The sequence below is a fragment of the Filimonas zeae genome (assembly GCF_014641615.1).
Lineage (GTDB): Bacteria > Bacteroidota > Bacteroidia > Chitinophagales > Chitinophagaceae > Filimonas > Filimonas zeae.
Map to the genome: position 1 here is coordinate 1162347 of NZ_BMIB01000002.1, position 15424 is coordinate 1177770.

Annotated in this window: 18 protein-coding genes; 10 read left to right on the plus strand and 8 right to left on the minus strand. The window is 46.4% G+C overall.

Annotated features, from left to right (window positions below; translation table 11 throughout):
- Position 1: 1 nt before the first annotated feature.
- The 3 genes from IEY13_RS11390 to IEY13_RS11400 all read right to left on the minus strand — a co-directional run bounded on the left by IEY13_RS11390 (position 2) and on the right by IEY13_RS11400 (position 2323).
- A complete protein-coding gene (locus IEY13_RS11390) occupies positions 2 to 613 on the minus strand; it encodes an HPP family protein (protein ID WP_188952094.1) in 612 nt (203 codons plus the stop codon).
- A 66-nt stretch (positions 614 to 679) separates the two neighbouring features.
- Entirely contained in the window at positions 680 to 1606 is a 927-nt protein-coding gene (locus tag IEY13_RS11395; RefSeq protein WP_188952095.1) for an alpha/beta hydrolase, read from the minus strand.
- 246 nt (positions 1607 to 1852) lie between these two features.
- Positions 1853 to 2323 (minus strand): hypothetical protein, encoded by a 471-nt coding sequence (locus tag IEY13_RS11400; RefSeq protein WP_188952096.1) that lies wholly within the window; start codon positions 2321 to 2323, stop codon positions 1853 to 1855.
- A gap of 116 nt (positions 2324 to 2439) precedes the next feature.
- Between IEY13_RS11400 and IEY13_RS11405 the strand changes: the two genes are divergently transcribed.
- The 9 genes from IEY13_RS11405 to IEY13_RS11445 all read left to right on the plus strand — a co-directional run bounded on the left by IEY13_RS11405 (position 2440) and on the right by IEY13_RS11445 (position 10858).
- Positions 2440 to 4803 (plus strand): TonB-dependent receptor, encoded by a 2364-nt coding sequence (locus IEY13_RS11405; RefSeq protein ID WP_188952097.1) that lies wholly within the window; start codon positions 2440 to 2442, stop codon positions 4801 to 4803.
- Positions 4804 to 4995: 192 nt separating this feature from the next.
- Positions 4996 to 5919, plus strand: a complete 924-nt coding sequence (locus tag IEY13_RS11410; RefSeq protein WP_188952098.1) for a MerR family transcriptional regulator — start codon at positions 4996 to 4998, stop codon at positions 5917 to 5919.
- 32 nt (positions 5920 to 5951) lie between these two features.
- Positions 5952 to 7448, plus strand: coding sequence for a bifunctional phytoene desaturase/3,4-desaturase (crtID, locus tag IEY13_RS11415; RefSeq protein WP_188952099.1), 1497 nt, complete (start codon positions 5952 to 5954; stop codon positions 7446 to 7448).
- Positions 7432 to 8268, plus strand: a complete 837-nt coding sequence (locus IEY13_RS11420) for a phytoene/squalene synthase family protein (protein WP_188952100.1) — start codon at positions 7432 to 7434, stop codon at positions 8266 to 8268. Before crtID ends, IEY13_RS11420 begins: the two co-directional genes overlap by 17 nt.
- On the plus strand, positions 8265 to 8738 hold the full coding sequence (locus IEY13_RS11425; protein WP_188952101.1) for a hypothetical protein: 474 nt from the start codon (positions 8265 to 8267) through the stop codon (positions 8736 to 8738). Before IEY13_RS11420 ends, IEY13_RS11425 begins: the two co-directional genes overlap by 4 nt.
- Before the next feature lies 1 nt (position 8739).
- Positions 8740 to 9216 (plus strand): sterol desaturase family protein, encoded by a 477-nt coding sequence (locus IEY13_RS11430; RefSeq protein WP_188952102.1) that lies wholly within the window; start codon positions 8740 to 8742, stop codon positions 9214 to 9216.
- Entirely contained in the window at positions 9213 to 9917 is a 705-nt protein-coding gene (locus IEY13_RS11435; protein WP_188952103.1) for a lycopene cyclase domain-containing protein, read from the plus strand. The genes IEY13_RS11430 and IEY13_RS11435 overlap by 4 nt, the downstream gene beginning before the upstream one ends.
- 119 nt (positions 9918 to 10036) lie before the next feature.
- Positions 10037 to 10408 (plus strand): polysaccharide deacetylase family protein, encoded by a 372-nt coding sequence (locus tag IEY13_RS11440; protein ID WP_188952104.1) that lies wholly within the window; start codon positions 10037 to 10039, stop codon positions 10406 to 10408.
- Between the two features lie 63 nt (positions 10409 to 10471).
- Complete coding sequence (locus IEY13_RS11445; protein WP_188952105.1) at positions 10472 to 10858, plus strand: polysaccharide deacetylase family protein; 387 nt, start codon at positions 10472 to 10474, stop codon at positions 10856 to 10858.
- Here IEY13_RS11445 and IEY13_RS11450 read toward each other — a convergent pair.
- Positions 10797 to 12269 carry a vWA domain-containing protein gene (locus tag IEY13_RS11450; protein WP_188952106.1) on the minus strand — a complete coding sequence of 491 codons (1473 nt, stop codon included), beginning with the start codon at positions 12267 to 12269 and terminating at the stop codon, positions 10797 to 10799. The genes IEY13_RS11445 and IEY13_RS11450 overlap by 62 nt on opposite strands.
- A gap of 176 nt (positions 12270 to 12445) precedes the next feature.
- On the opposite strand from IEY13_RS11450, the gene IEY13_RS30150 reads away from it, so the two are divergent.
- Entirely contained in the window at positions 12446 to 13000 is a 555-nt protein-coding gene (locus IEY13_RS30150; protein WP_229687828.1) for a dodecin family protein, read from the plus strand.
- A 106-nt stretch (positions 13001 to 13106) separates the two neighbouring features.
- Here IEY13_RS30150 and IEY13_RS11460 read toward each other — a convergent pair whose 3' ends face one another.
- The 4 genes from IEY13_RS11460 to IEY13_RS11475 are packed head-to-tail and all read right to left on the minus strand — an operon-like array spanning position 13107 to position 15420.
- Positions 13107 to 13640 (minus strand): DUF8788 domain-containing protein, encoded by a 534-nt coding sequence (locus tag IEY13_RS11460; RefSeq protein WP_188952107.1) that lies wholly within the window; start codon positions 13638 to 13640, stop codon positions 13107 to 13109.
- A gap of 32 nt (positions 13641 to 13672) precedes the next feature.
- On the minus strand, positions 13673 to 14071 hold the full coding sequence (locus IEY13_RS11465) for a DUF8788 domain-containing protein (RefSeq protein WP_188952108.1): 399 nt from the start codon (positions 14069 to 14071) through the stop codon (positions 13673 to 13675).
- 18 nt (positions 14072 to 14089) lie between these two features.
- Positions 14090 to 14962 carry a DUF8788 domain-containing protein gene (locus IEY13_RS11470; protein ID WP_188952109.1) on the minus strand — a complete coding sequence of 291 codons (873 nt, stop codon included), beginning with the start codon at positions 14960 to 14962 and terminating at the stop codon, positions 14090 to 14092.
- A 23-nt stretch (positions 14963 to 14985) separates the two neighbouring features.
- Positions 14986 to 15420: a DUF8788 domain-containing protein gene (locus IEY13_RS11475; protein ID WP_188952110.1), complete on the minus strand. Its 435-nt coding sequence runs from the start codon at positions 15418 to 15420 to the stop codon at positions 14986 to 14988.
- Positions 15421 to 15424: the final 4 nt, after the last annotated feature.

Consider the following 15424-nt stretch of genomic DNA (forward strand, 5'->3'; position numbering starts at 1 on the left):
CCTAATTGCCATCCTTCAACCGTACCCGGCGGAAAAATAATTTTAAAATGGTTTTGGTAAAACGCCTGTCGGTAGGGTATCTGCGGTAAGGTGTCATGTTATTACAAATCAATGCCACACCCAGCAATATCAGCACGCCGGTAAGCACGGGCGATAACACATACCCATACCCAAGCGCTTTAATCTTTGCCGAGCCGGTAACGGCTATCAATGCAGTAGCGCCGCCTGGCGGGTGAATGGTTTTGGTAACCTGCATCAGTACTACAGAAAGTGCCACGGCCAGTGGAGCCGTAATCCATAGTATATCAGGCAGAAACTTACAAACCGTAACGCCTATAAAAGCAGATACCACATGCCCGCCAATGAGGTTGCGGGGCTGCGCAAGCGGACTTTGAATAAACCCGTATACCAGCACACCGGATGCGCCAAACGAGCCAATCAGAAACATATTATCATGTTCAGCAAAAGCAGTATGCTGAATATAGGCTATCAATCCAATACCCACAAACGCACCCAGAAACGACCAGAAATGCTCTTTCCAGTCTACCAGCGTTTCTTTATACACCACATATCTCGAAATGCGCGTAACCCGCTTAATCTTCCTTTGAATCATACGGCCTCCTCCTCTTAAACGGGTGCAAAGATAAGGAAGCTACTTTTTATCGCAGTGTTATGATTATCAAGGCTGTAACGCAGCTGGAATTATTTTCATCTCTACTAACCAGCGTTCGCACAGTTCCGTCCATAGATTGGTAGAACCCGGATTGTTTCTCAATGCAATAGCATGCCTACCCTGCGTAAACACATGTAAGCTGGCTGGCACCTTATGCTGTAACAGGGCCTGAAAAAACAACAGACTGTTCATAGGGCTTACCACATTGTCATTGGCGGCATCTGCAATAAACGCAGGCGGTGTAGCAGCTGTTACCAGTAGCTGGGTAGAGTAAGCAGCTATCAGCTGTTCAGAAGGGGTTTTACCCAGCAGATTTTCGCGGCTGCCTTTATGCGCCCACGCACCCATATCTATCACCGGCGATACCAGTATCATAAAATCCGGCTTATACTTTACAGTATCCAGTGTATCGCCAATGGCAGCTACATCCTGCTGTGCCGTTCCGGCCAGGCTGGCCAGATGCCCACCGGCAGAAGAACCCTGTATTCCAATTTTATCCGGTGCAATACCCCATTCTGCTGCATGCGCACGCACTACACGTACAGCACGCTGTGCATCCTGCAAAGGCCCTGTTTCGCGCTGTTGCAGATCGGGAGAAAGCGGCAGGCGGTAATTCAGCACAAAAGCACTGATGCCCATAGTATTAAACCATTTGGCCAGTTGAATGCCACTGATGGCATAGGCCAGGCGTGCATATCCTCCTCCAGGGCATATAACCACTGCTGCACCTTTGTTTTCCTGCCTGGAAGGAAAAAACGCATACATACCTGGCATACCTACCTGGTAAACACGCTCATTAGTAATACTATCTTTCAGGTTAAGGCCTTTGGTGTTGGGCATTTTGCCCGCAGGCCACAGAGGTATAAAATTCTGCGAAGTGGCAGTTGCATAAGCAGCGCATAAGCAGGCAAAAAAAAGCAAACGTTGTAACATAATTTACTGTTGTTTCATAAAGCAAACAACAGCAAGCTATGTATTTTACTGCGGCGTAAAAACCGGAAATACGCAAACGTTTGCAACTATTATTTAAATAGAATAGAGCTTATCATAAGCCTCTTTATACCCCTTGTCAGCTGCTTTGGTATACCACTCAATAGCAGTAGTGTAATCTGCGGCAGCAACCTTACCCTCTTCCATCAGTTACCCACTACCAGGTAATCCGGCAACCGAAAACGCTCTTTAAGCAGGCATCTGCTCCTCCGCCGCTTCTGCCAGTGCAACCGCCGACTCCTGCTTTGCAGGTTTTATGGCCAGGTAGTATACGCAGGTACCCATCCAGCCCAGCCAGAACAGGTAAAAGCCCAGGTGAAACTTTTCTTTCAGCAGGCGGTGGCTGAAGGTGTATTGAAAATCGTAGTACGTACCCCATAAACCAATAATAGCCAGTATCAGAAACACGGCTGCGGTGTAATTGGCTTTGCGCGCAGGCAGCCGTTTTTTGGCCAGATGCAAAAGCAGTATCAGCAACAACTGTATGGTAAACAGCAGCAGAAAGGTTTTCCAGCCAGTGCGTAAAAAACGGTATTGTTTGTAAAACATGGCAATGCCTATTTTACCAATCAGCGAAATTTTAGAAATCAGATATGCTTCCAGTATACATAAGAAAGCCTGAATACCAATCAATATTGCTTTTCCGTTTGTGGTTGCCATGCCGGTGTGGTGTAGGTGTACGCCTAAAAATAGGTGAAAATAAGTTTTCCTGAATCCGTAAGCCGGTAGCCCGTTGCCCGGCTAGCTTCGCGGCCTCAATTACAAGACTTAACGTTATGAACTTTTCCACCCGTTTACTCGCCGCATTGTTTTCAATGCTATTTCCCCTGCTGCTATCTGCCCATCCGCCTGCCAAAGGCGTTATTACCGGTAAAATACTTACCAGCGATGGTAAACCGGCCGAATACGCAACCGTGGTATTGGATGGTAAACGCACCATCCGTGTAGATAAAGATGGGGTATTCCGCATCGAAAACCTGGAAGCCGGTAAATATGTGGTAACTGTAAGTTATGCCGGCCAGGAGCCGCAGCAAAAGACCATTGACCTGGCATCGGGCGAAACCGTGGCTGCCGATTTTGCTTTATCGGTAAGTGCTACCGCCCTTAACGAGGTGGTGATTATTGGCAACAAATACGCTGTTACCGCCCGCAAAAAAAGCAGTACTGCTGCACGTATGCCGCTGAACTATCTGGAAAACCCGCAATCGTACAGCGTAGTAGGCAAAGAACTGATTGGCGAGCAAATGGCCCTTACGCTGGAAGAAGCTTTCCGCAATGTGCCGGGTGCCGTGCCTGCCAAAACCGGCGCCGGTATGCCCGCCTTTGCATCGCGCGGTTTTTACAACACCGAAAACTTCCGAAACGGTATGGCCACTTACCTGCGTACCGGTATTGACCTGGCGCTGGTAGACCGTGTGGAGGCTATCAAAGGCCCCTCTGCTACTTTGTTTGGTGGCAAAATGGCTTCCTTTGGTGGCCTTATCAACTACGTTACCAAAAAGCCATATCAGCAGCTGGGTGGCGAAGTATCATATTCTACCGGCAGCTTTGAACTAAACCGTTTAACTGCGGATATTAATACACCGGTGAATGACGATAAAACCCTGCTGTTCCGCATTAACCTGGCAGGCCAGAACAAAAACGATTTTCAGGATCAGGGACATGGCTCCAGCCTGGTAGCAGCGCCTTCGCTTACCTACCAGCCTAACGACCGCCTTACCCTGCGCCTGGATGCAGATATTCAAACCTATAAAGGCACCAACAACAATGCATGGACGGTGGCCACTACCGGCCCTACCGTAAAATCGATGGATGAGTTTGCGATAGACTTTAAACGCTCGCTGATAGACAACTCTTTTATCAGCCGTCAAACCTCCCGCAATTTTTATGTGAGTGCAGAATACAAATTATCTGATAGCTGGACTTCTCAAACCAACTACGCCAATGGTGGCGGTGAGTATAACAACCTGTACTACTTTAATCAAACCTGGTTAACAGACTCTACTGTAAACAGAAGAGTGGATGTGTTTTCTCCTGACAAAACCGGCAGAACACAGATTCAGCAAAACTTTACGGGCGATTTTCACCTTGGTAAATTCCGTAACCGTTTGCTGGTGGGGCTTGATTATGTATCGGAATACCGCTCGTATAAATATGTAGGCATGCCGGGTGGTGTGGTAAATATAAAAGCAGCCAGCATACCGGATATTAAACTGGAATCTGTTCAGAGAAGATTTGCAGATACCAGTGCCGGCGCACCGCTGCATCTGCGTCAGAAAAACTATGCAGCCTATGTATCAGACGTGTTTAATATAACAGAAGCCCTGAACATTATGGCCAGTGTGCGTTTAGACAAACTGGAAAACGGCGGTTCCACCAACGATCTTACCCGTGTTACTTCCGGCAAATACTCCCAAACCTCTTTATCGCCCAAACTGGGCCTGGTATATCAGGTGGTAAAAGAAAAAGTATCTGTGTTTGGCAACTATATGAGTGGCTTCAGCAATCAGGCACCGGTTAATAACGATAACGGCACGGTGGCAGACAGCAAGCCTAAATACGGTAATCAGTGGGAAAGTGGTATTAAACTGGATTTGTTTAAAAACAAAATCAGCTCCACCATCAGCTATTACGAAATAAGGGTAGAAAACGCGCAGCGTCTGGAAATGCAGGGTACACAAAGGTTTTATTACTTTGATGGCACCCAGAAAAGCAAGGGGGTGGAAGCAGAGATTATTGGTAACCCCTTCCCCGGCTTTAACTTTGTTTCCGGCTACGGTTTTAACGAGAATACTTACATAAAAGCCAATGCCGAGCTGGTAGGTAAAACCGCCATAGGCGCTCCCAAACACGTAGGCAATTTCTGGGGCAGCTATACCCTGCTGAACGGTAAGTTAAAAGGCCTGGGCTTTGGTGCAGGCTTCATTTACGCTTCAGAAGCGTGGGTAAATGGTGCCAACACGGTTACCATGCCTGCTTATACCGTAGCAGACGCCAGCATTTTTTACAACACACCGCAGTTTCGTATCGGCTTTAAGGCCAACAACCTTACCAACAGCAAATACTGGGTAAGCGATGGCTTTCTTTCGCACTACCAGCCTACTGTAAACTATCTGGCTACAGTAGCTTATAAGTTTTAACAACATGCAGCCGGGCAGCATAGGCTGCTTTACCATGCGTGTACTAATAAAAAACGGCCTTAGCGGGGTAATTCCGGCTAAGGCTGCTTTTTATGATATTTACTCAAACCAGCATAAAACCACTTTTAAACCACGGAAATTTACCCAGCCACCTTAAAATCCGGAAGAATTGCAACTAAAAGACAGATTTTTATGTTTAAGTTTGAACACAGAAAACTTGAACAAGTGGATAGCTTTGTTATTTCCCAGCTGGCCGGTTTTTCCGGCATCAAGCCCCATACCATCCGTATATGGGAAAAGCGTTATCAGGCGTTGCAGCCAGAGCGTTCAGAAGGAAATACCCGTTACTACAATAGTCATCAACTGAAGCGCCTGCTGAACATTGTAAGCCTGATGCATACAGAGCACAAGCTGCAGGAGTTGTGTACCATGCCGGATGAACAGCTGGCCATGCTGATACAAAAGCACTACCTCAGCACACCCGATGCCGGCACCAGCCAGTATGTTTCGCAGCTAATACATGCCGGTATTTCGTGGCAGGAGCAGCGTTTTCAGCAGTTGCTTACCCGTTGTATTAAACAACACGGGGTGGCCGCTACTTATAAAGAGGTTATTTACCCCCTGCTGCAACGCACCGGTATTATGTGGGCCGCTGGCACCCTTAATCCGGCGCAGGAGCATTTTATTACCCACCTTCTACGACAGAAGCTGGCTACGGCCGTAGACGCGCTGCCTGCACCACCAGATAACGCAGAATGCTGGCTTTTGTTTTTACCGGAAGATGAGTGGCACGAAACGGGGTTGCTTTTTAGCCAGTACCTGCTGCGCCAGACCGGTAAAAAGGTAATTTACCTGGGCGGAAATGTACCGGAAAGCACCCTGCAACAAGCTATAACGGCGGTACAGCCGCAACACCTGCTGCTGTTTCTGGTACACCGTAACCCACCGGAGCATACACAGGCTTATCTGAATAATCTGCGCCGCTATTTTAAAGCACGCAACCATATATATGTATGTGGCAGTGCCTCGCTGCTGGAAACAGTGGAACTGCCGGCAGATACTTACCTGCTGCACACACCCCAACAGCTGGAGCAAACCCTTTCTTCCACCAACTGATTCACCACCAATAATAACCAACCAACCAGTACATGGCAAAAATTGCAGTTATAGGCGCAGGCTTTTCCGGCATCAGCGCCGCCTGCTATCTGGCACAGGCAGGGCATAAAGTACATGTGTACGAAAAAAATGCCACTGCCGGCGGGCGTGCCCGCCAGCTGAAAACAGACAGCGGGTATGTATTTGATATGGGCCCCAGCTGGTACTGGATGCCAGATGTGTTCCGCAATTTCTTTGGGCATTTTAACCACCGGGTAGAAGATCTGTATCAGCTGCAGTTGCTGAACCCTTCTTTTGATGTGGTATATCCCCAACAGGAAACACTGCATATACCGGCCGATTATAATCAGTTAAAGGCCATGTTTGAAGCTATAGAGCCAGGCGCCGGTAAACAGCTGGATGCGTTTATGCAGGATGCCCGCCTTAAATACGAAATAGGCATGGAACAACTGGTGCATAAACCAGGCCTTTCGCTGATGGAATTTATGGACACCCATGTAATCCGTGAAGCACTGCGGCTGAAGGTATTTTCCTCTTTCAGCAAGCATGTGCGGAGGCACTTCCGTCATCCTAAGCTGATTGCGTTGATGGAGTTTCCCGTGTTGTTTCTGGGTGCTACCCCGCAAAACACGCCCGCCCTGTACAGCCTCATGAACTATGCAGGCCTGCAGCTGGGTACCTGGTACCCCCAGGGAGGTTTTGGAAAGGTGATAGACGCCATGGTTACACTGGCGGAAAGCATGGGTGTTATTTTTCATTACAACAGTGAAGTACAGGCTATTGATGCCACCGGAAGCAAAGTACACTCGCTAAAGGTAAACGGACAGCAGCAAACGGTGGACGCAATTGTAGCCGCCGCCGATTACCACCATGTGGAAAGTAAACTGCTGCCAACCCGCTACCGCAACTATGGCGAGGCTTACTGGAACAAAAGAACGTTTGCGCCTTCTTCCCTTATCTTTTATATCGGCCTAAGCAAACGCCTGCCCGCACTGGCGCATCACACGTTGTTTTTTGATGAAGCGCTGGACCAGCATGCGCAGGAAATTTACAAAAACCCGCAATGGCCCACCAAACCACTGTTTTACGTTTGCTGCCCTTCGCAAACGGATGACACGGTAGCGCCGCCCGGCCACGAAAACCTGTTTATTCTTATGCCCATTGCACCAGGGCTGGAAGACACAGAAGCCCTGCGGGAACAATACTTTCAGCTGATTATAAAACGGCTGGAAGAACAGGTACAGGAACCTGTAGCGGCGTTTATTGATTACCGGAAAAGTTATTGCGTAAACGACTTTATTAACGATTATCACTCGTACAAAGGCAATGCTTACGGGCTGGCCAACACCCTGCGGCAAACCGCCAATCTTAAACCAAAACTCCGCAACCGGCAACTGCGCAACCTGCTGTATGCAGGCCAGCTTACCGTTCCGGGCCCCGGCGTTCCACCATCACTGATATCCGGCAAACTGGCCGCGAATGAACTTATCCGTCAACTAAAGAAAACAAACCATGAAGCAGTTATTTGATGATTTATCGGTAGAGATAAGCAAAATCACTACCCGTAAATACAGCACCAGCTTTTCTATTGGCATTTACTTTCTGCAGCCCTGCATACGCGATGCTGTATATTCTATTTATGGCTTTGTACGGGTGGCAGATGAAATTGTTGACAGCTTTGAAGGTTACAACAAACAGCAGTTGCTGAGCCATTTCAGAAACGATACGTACCGTGCGCTGGAAGCAGGTATTTCTACCAACCCCATTTTGAACGCTTTTCAGAAAGTAGTAAACCAGTACCGTGTTCCGCACGAATTGATTAACGCTTTTCTGGAAAGTATGGAAATGGACCTGGCCAAGGTGGAATATACCGAACAGAAATACCAGCAATACATTTACGGCTCTGCCGAAGTGGTAGGCCTGATGTGCCTGTGTGTTTTTTGCAATGGCGACAGGCAGTATTACGAGCAGCTGAAGCCCTATGCCATGCGGCTGGGTGCCGCTTTTCAGAAGGTAAATTTTCTGCGCGATGCCAAAAGCGATTATGAGCTGCTGGACCGCACCTATTTTCCCGATGTAAACCTGCAAAACTTTAACTGCGAAGCCAAACGGCAGATTGAAGCAGATATAGAAGCCGATTTCCGCGAGGCACTTACGGGTATAAAAATGCTGCCCGCCTCTTCTAAAACCGGCGTATACCTGGCTTATGTATATTACAACAGTTTGTTTAAGAAAATTAAAAAACTGCCGGCCCGGGAAATTTTGCAGCAGCGTATACGTATTAATAATACGCGTAAAATAGGGCTGATGCTAAACAGCCTGTTGCAACAAAAAATGAACTGGATATGAAAGTACTGATGCTTACACTGTTACTGATGGCAGGCAGTTTTTACCGGGCGGAAGAACCAACCCTTTCTACCGTGCGCACACTGCTAAAAAAAGCCGCCGATGATAAAGCCAGCTGCAAACAGCTGATAAGCTTATTACAGCCGTATACTGCGCAAAACAATCCGCTGATGTATGGCTATTACGGCGTGGCTACCATGGCACAGGCTAAGCATGCTTTTAACCCGGTTACCAAACTGAGTCATTTTAAAAAAGGAAAGGGCATGCTGAACGATGCCATAGCACAGGACGGTAATAATACCGAACTGCGTATGCTACGTTATGCAGCGCAGAAACAGGCCCCTTCATTTTTAAACTATAAAGAACACCTGCGGGAAGATGAAGCGTTTTTAACAGCCGCGCTGCCCAACATTACCGATAGCTACCTGAAAACGGAGGTATCGGGATTTTTACAAAACACGAAAAGCCAATAACATGACAGACGTTCTTATTAAAATAGCCATAGTGTTCATAACCTTCCTGCTAATGGAAGGCGTGGCCTGGTTTACGCACAAGTATATCATGCACGGCCTGTTGTGGTACCTGCATAAAGACCATCATAAAAAAGAAACCGAAGGCTTTCTGGAAAAGAACGATTTCTTCTTTCTCATTTTTGCCATACCCGGTATTATCTGTTTATTCTTTGGTGCGCAAAACGGCTTTAGTTACGTGTTTTTTGCAGGCGTAGGTATTACGCTGTATGGCGCCGCCTACTTTTTTGTGCATGATATATTTATACACCAGCGCTTTAAATGGATGCGTAACAGCAACAGCATTTACTTCCGGGCACTGCGCCGGGCGCATAAAATGCACCACAAACACATTAACAAAGAACATGGTGAATGCTTTGGTATGCTGTTCGTACCGTTTAAATATTTCCGTGAAGCAAAAACCCAAAGTCAGACATCATGAAGTGGTTGTATATGTATGTAAATATGGGCACCATACTGGTTCCCTTCCTGTATTCGTTTCATCCACGTATCCGCTTTTATAAAGAATTCGGGCACTTTTTAGTATCGGCCAGTATTTCCGCGCTGTTTTTTGTAATATGGGATAGCATTTTTACTGTCCATGGTGTATGGCACTTTAATCCCGATTATGTACTGGGTATTTACATAGGCAACCTGCCACTGGAAGAAGTGCTGTTTTTTTACTGCATCCCCTTCTCGTGCCAGTTTACCTTTTTCTGCCTGGAAAAATTCTGGCCGGTACGCTGGAGCCGCAAAGCAGAAAACTGGTTTGTGCTGGTGTTTACTGTGGTGCTGGTAGGTATAAGCGTTGTATACCGCAGGCAGGCTTACACCTGCATTACCTTTTCTATAACAGCACTTATATTTCTGGCGCTGAAATTTATAGCTAAGGTTGACTGGCTGCACAAAGCAGCTACGTATTATTCGGTATTACTATTGCCCTTTTTTATTGTAAACGGCATACTAACCGGCACCGGCCCTGATGCGCCTGTAGTAATATATAACGATGCAGAAAACATGGGCATACGCCTGTTAACCATACCTATAGAAGATGTTATTTACGGTTTTGAAATGTTCCTGCTGAATATTTTCTTTTTTAAACTTATAAGCAGCAGAAGCAGAAAAGTAGCATTGTCAATGTAGTGTACCAGATATAATACAACCGCCCGGTGGCCACAGGACGCAACAGGACGGTTGTATGCCCCACTACCTTAGTTTAGCAGTCTGTAACAGATACGCAACCAAACCAACACGATTGCTTTATGAAACGCATTACTATTGCTATTGCCCTCCTGCTGTTTATGCTACCTTTCTCTTACGCGCTGCCACCTGCCGATACTACCCGCCCACCGATAGTAATACTGAGCTTTGACGATGCAGAAATAAGCCACTACACCGTAGTAGCACCAATGCTGAAAAAATACCACTGCAATGCCACCTTCTTTGTATGCGACTTTCCCCGTAAAACCCCGGCAGACTCTGTGGAGTTTATGAACTGGCAACAGATTCAGCGGTTACACCAGATGGGCTTTGAAATAGGCAACCATACCGGCCACCATAAAAACGTAACCAAACTAACCCGCGGGCAGCTGCAACAGGAAATTCAATATGTAGATGATAAGTGCAGCTCCTAGGGCATACCTAAACCTGTTTCCTTTGCCTACCCTGGCAACCGTGCCGATTCGCAGGCGCAGGTAGTGTTACACGAAATGGGCTATAACTATGCCCGCGCCGGCAACAGCCAGTACTTTAACCCCGCCACTTATTCTTTACTGGAACTTCCCAGCTATACCATGGGCTCCACAGAAAAATTACTGACCCGCACCCGCAAGGCCCCGGAAGAACTGCAGCCCGGACAGATACTGATATTTACCATTCACGGCGTGCCCGACATATTGCACCCGGATTACACTACCACACCGGAACACCTGGAAAGCTTTCTGCAACTGATACAGCAACGCCATTATAAGGTAATTGCCCTGCGGGAACTGGGGGAATATCTACCGAAAGCATCCGTGAATGTTACTGCACCTTGTTTAGCAACTGAAGATGTTTTTTACGATGACCACCTGGGTCGAAGGTAGTAGCAGCGGAAGCCCACTCCTTAATACTACTTAAGGTAACGCCTCTTGTATAGGCCGATCCACGGAGATATGCACCTAATGCTGCCAGGGAAGAAGCAAAACGCATATCCTCACTCGCCTCAGCAAAACTATTGCCATTATCATAAATATCCAGCGACAGCGGAATGCTGGCTTCATCAGCACTTTTCTTATACCGGAACTGTATGCCAAAGGAAGGCTTCAATTTAAAGGCAGCATTGGCTACAGGCTTTACTTCGTAAATGGCCGTGACGGTTTGCCCCGCCCCTATTTCACCCGCATCTTTGCTATCATCTTTAAAATCATCATTGGTAAGCGATCTGTTTTCGTAACCAATCAGCCGGTATTCTTCCACCAGATCTTTGTTAAAGCTCACCTGTACTTTTACATCTTTAGCCACTGTAACAAACTTATTGTATTCCTCAATAAACAACTTTTGCAGTTCAGCCTCACTATCCAGATACTCATACGTACCATCACCTTTATTGGCAATCTTTTCCATCATAGCCTCGTTATAGTTACCCAACCCCACCCCCAGCGTGGTTAAATAAATGCCCCTGGCCTTATATTCTTCTATCAGCTTTATCAGCTCATCGGTGTTGGTAATGCCTACGTTAAAATCGCCATCTGTACCCAGTATTATCCGGTTGTTACCACCCGCTATAAAGTTTTCATTGGCTATCTGATAAGCCCTTTTTATCCCCCCTGCACCATTGGTGCTTCCGGAAGCGCCCAAACCTTTAATAGCTGCAATAATTTCATTCTTTTTAGTACCGGGTGTAGATAACAACCTCACCGCATCCTCACCGGCATAGGTAACAATGGCAATTTTATCTTCCGCACGCATCTGGTTTACAAAAGTGATAAATCCATTCTTTAACAGTTCCAGCTTATCCGGTGTACTCATAGAGCCCGACACATCAATCACCAGCACAAAATTGGCCGCAGGGTAGTTTGCCTTTTCCACACTTTTACCCTTAATACCAATACGCACCAGTTTATGCGCCGTATTCCAGGGACAGGTGCTTACCTCTCCGTTAACTGCTATATTATTACCATCAACAGGATCGGGATAGTTATAGGTGAAGTAGTTGATAAACTCCTCTGTACGAATGGCATCTTTATAATGGTTCAGCTGCATGCTGGTTTCCAGCGCTTTACGCACCAAAGCATAAGAACCTCCATCTGCATCTACTGAAAAAGTGGTAACTGCCGAATCTTTGGTTTTAATAAAAGGATTCTCCTGAATGGCATCCATTTTACCTATTGTACCTCCCGGATTAGTACCAAAGCCATCTGTTGCATAAGATAGCTGCGCGGAATGAGAGCCTTTATTACATGCTCCCAGTGCTATCAGGCCCGGCAGAATACATGCAGTAAGGAGTTTTTTCATATGCTTTTTTAACCCGTGACAACTAACCCCACCATTTAGTTGCGTGGCTACAAGTTTATTATTGCTTAAATTATCATAATGATGCGCAAATTCCCCGTCCGTAACCCGGCGCCCGCACATCTATAACCTACAGGCACCAGGAACAGTAATTGCAACCCTATTAAAAACGTAATCCTATGAGCATCGTAAAAGTAATAGAGGTAATTGCCTCCTCCGAAAAAAGCATTGAAGATGCGTTGCAGCAGGCTGTGGCAGAAGCATCTAAAACTATCCGGAACATTGATTCTGTATATGTTAAAGATATTAAGGCCCATGTAAAAGACGGCAAAATAACCAGCTACGGATTGATTTCGAAAATATCCTTCCGCCTGGATGAAAATGGGCAGGATAGTGAGCCTTCGCAAGCGGCAACTGAATCAGAAGCAACACCGCAGGCATCAAAAGCTACCAATGCAGCCAGCGTAACACCTAAGGTGCCGCAGCAGGCAGAGGCAACAACAGAGGCATCGGCACAACCAACGCCTGAAGCATCGCAGCAGGAAGGTTCAGAACAAACATCATCAGAAGAAAGATATAAGCAGGGAGTTACCGCAGATCAGGAGCAGGAAGCACAACCGCAGGCACAATCTGAACAGGAAACGCAACCGGAGCAGGAACGCGAAGAAGTGGAATCCGAAGAGGAAAAAGAAGAAAAACCTGCACATCAGAAAGACTTTGTACCTGCCCACTAGGCAGGTATTTTTTTGCAACAACGCCCGGAAAAGCTTACGCCCCGTAAGCCCTCCGGGAGTGTGTTACGAAAGATAATGTACAGGTTAGCGCTCAGGTATTATCAGGCTACGCTACTGGTACTATCTTCAGGGAGGGGGTATTGAGATTAAAATAATTTTTCTTTGCAGGATCTTCTGTACCTACTTCCAGTACAAACCGGTACTTATATACACCCACCGGAACATCTGCCAGCAACGCACCCGCCCAGTAATAATAAACAGAGGTATATTTAGAACGTATTTTATCAGGGCCACCAATAATTTTTATTTCGCGGAATATCTGATCGCTGGCTACATCTGTTCCGCTTTCATTCAGCAGTACAATATTGTTTATTTTAGCAAAGGGTGGAAAAGTGCCGTCTGGTCTTTTGCCGGAGTCCATGGCAAAAATAAGCCAGTTCAGAATCTGTCCCTGCTTACAAACCGTTTGTAAATGATCGGTGCCCTGTCCGGTGCTTTCCAGACAATTATCCATCATAAACACATTGCCATCCAGCGATTGGTTAGCGTTTGTGTTATAAATATCTACAAACGTAACCAGGTTAAGCTGTACAGAGTTAAAGGCAAAGCCACCCGTGTCGGTAGTTTTAGACTGCTCCATTTATAATAGTTTTGAAATAAGATAATGTTGCGTTAGCCAATTAAAGAAGGCAAGTCCAGTGTTTCAATTTGTTGCTTCTGTGTACCTACCTCAAACGTTATTTTATAAGGGGTAGATGTTACCTCTTTCAACACATGGCCCTCCCAGTAAATAACATCCGATTGCGGATACTTTTTTTGCTCCAGTTTGCATACCGTACTATCCATTTCTATCTTATATAGCTGCGCGTAGGCTTCCGGCTCCAGCGCCATCAGTGTCCATATTAATTTATCACCTGCCTGCACCTTTGTTTTTAACACACCGGTACCCAGGTTGGTAGAGCCGTTAGATTTATTGTCATCAAACAAATAGAGATTCTTTTGCATAGAATCGCTGGCAAGTGCTCCCACCACATCTATAAGAGAAAGTATTGTAATTGTTCTTGGTTCCATTGTAAGGTTATTTGGTTGTTACAAAACAGGAAGTAATCCTAAACCACCATTGGTAAATCCGTTTCTCATGGTACCACTGGTTACTTTTATGGAAGCATCCTGGGTAAAATAAACCGGCTTCCATATTACTTCGTTACCATGCCGCTCCGGCTGATAAAGCGTAATATGCAGGGTGTAAGAATATACACCGGTCATATAGGTATTAACCGATGCGCACCAGTACCATCCACCTTTAATAGGTGCTGGCGTACCATATTGTGCAGGATAGATAACACCTTTATCAACCGCTTCGCCGGTAATGTTGGTGATTTGCGGGGTGAGATAACTGATATAGGATATATCCGGAGACGGACCTCCCGGCACCTGTGCATCTTCACCAGGGGCAACTGCTTTTACCATAGGCACAGCATCATCAAAAGAAATGAAATTACCTCTCAGATCCATCAACGGCACATCGTCTACTATTCTTCTGCCGTGCGTATCTGCCACGCTGGTCAATACCGGAACATCCTGCGGCTCCGGAAAGGGGTCAATGGCCACTCCGCCCTCCATATCAGCAACAGCTGCGAAGTTTTTTGTACCAGGACGGTTAAGCAGTGAGTTGATTGCCCTGTCTTTAAAGTCATCCAGACGATCATCCGCATAAAAACGGGGTAATTGGGGCGACAGACTGGTAATGCTGTAAGGCAACCAGTTTATCAGTTGCTCACTGGCCTGCGAGCCATCAAACCAATGTGTACCATTTACTGCGGAAATAAGTTTACCGGTTCCTTCATTTTCAGAACCTTCTGTTAACAGATTATCCACCAGATAAAGATTGCCTTCCAGCGTATTTGCCTCTAAAGCAGCCGGAACATCTACCAACATAATTACAGTGACTTCCTGTGCCATTGTTGATTAATTTTTTACATGAATTAAGGTTTTACCATAATGGCCGCTGTGCTTATGTGCATGGTGCTGTTTTTTCCCTCGCCCATTTCCACCTGCAACCGGTAATAGTAAGGGGTGCCCGGTATCAGATAATCCGGCACCACACCGGTCCATTCAAAATAATCGGGGTTAACTGCCTGTATACCTGTACCGGTTTGTGGCAGATAACCACCAGGTACGTAACCATAAACAGGTATAAAATCAACCCTGCTGATAGACAGTGGCGTTTGCAGATCCACAGGGTAGCTCATCCATTTAATGCGCTGGCCGGGCACACACCGGGTTATTAACCGGCCGGTACCTTTGCCTTCGCTACCCCATATACTGTCGTCCAATAAATAGATGCTGTTGTCCAGCTTTTTCTCAGACAGCGCTTTAATTACATCTACTGCTACAACGATGTTTATATTGTATTGCATACTG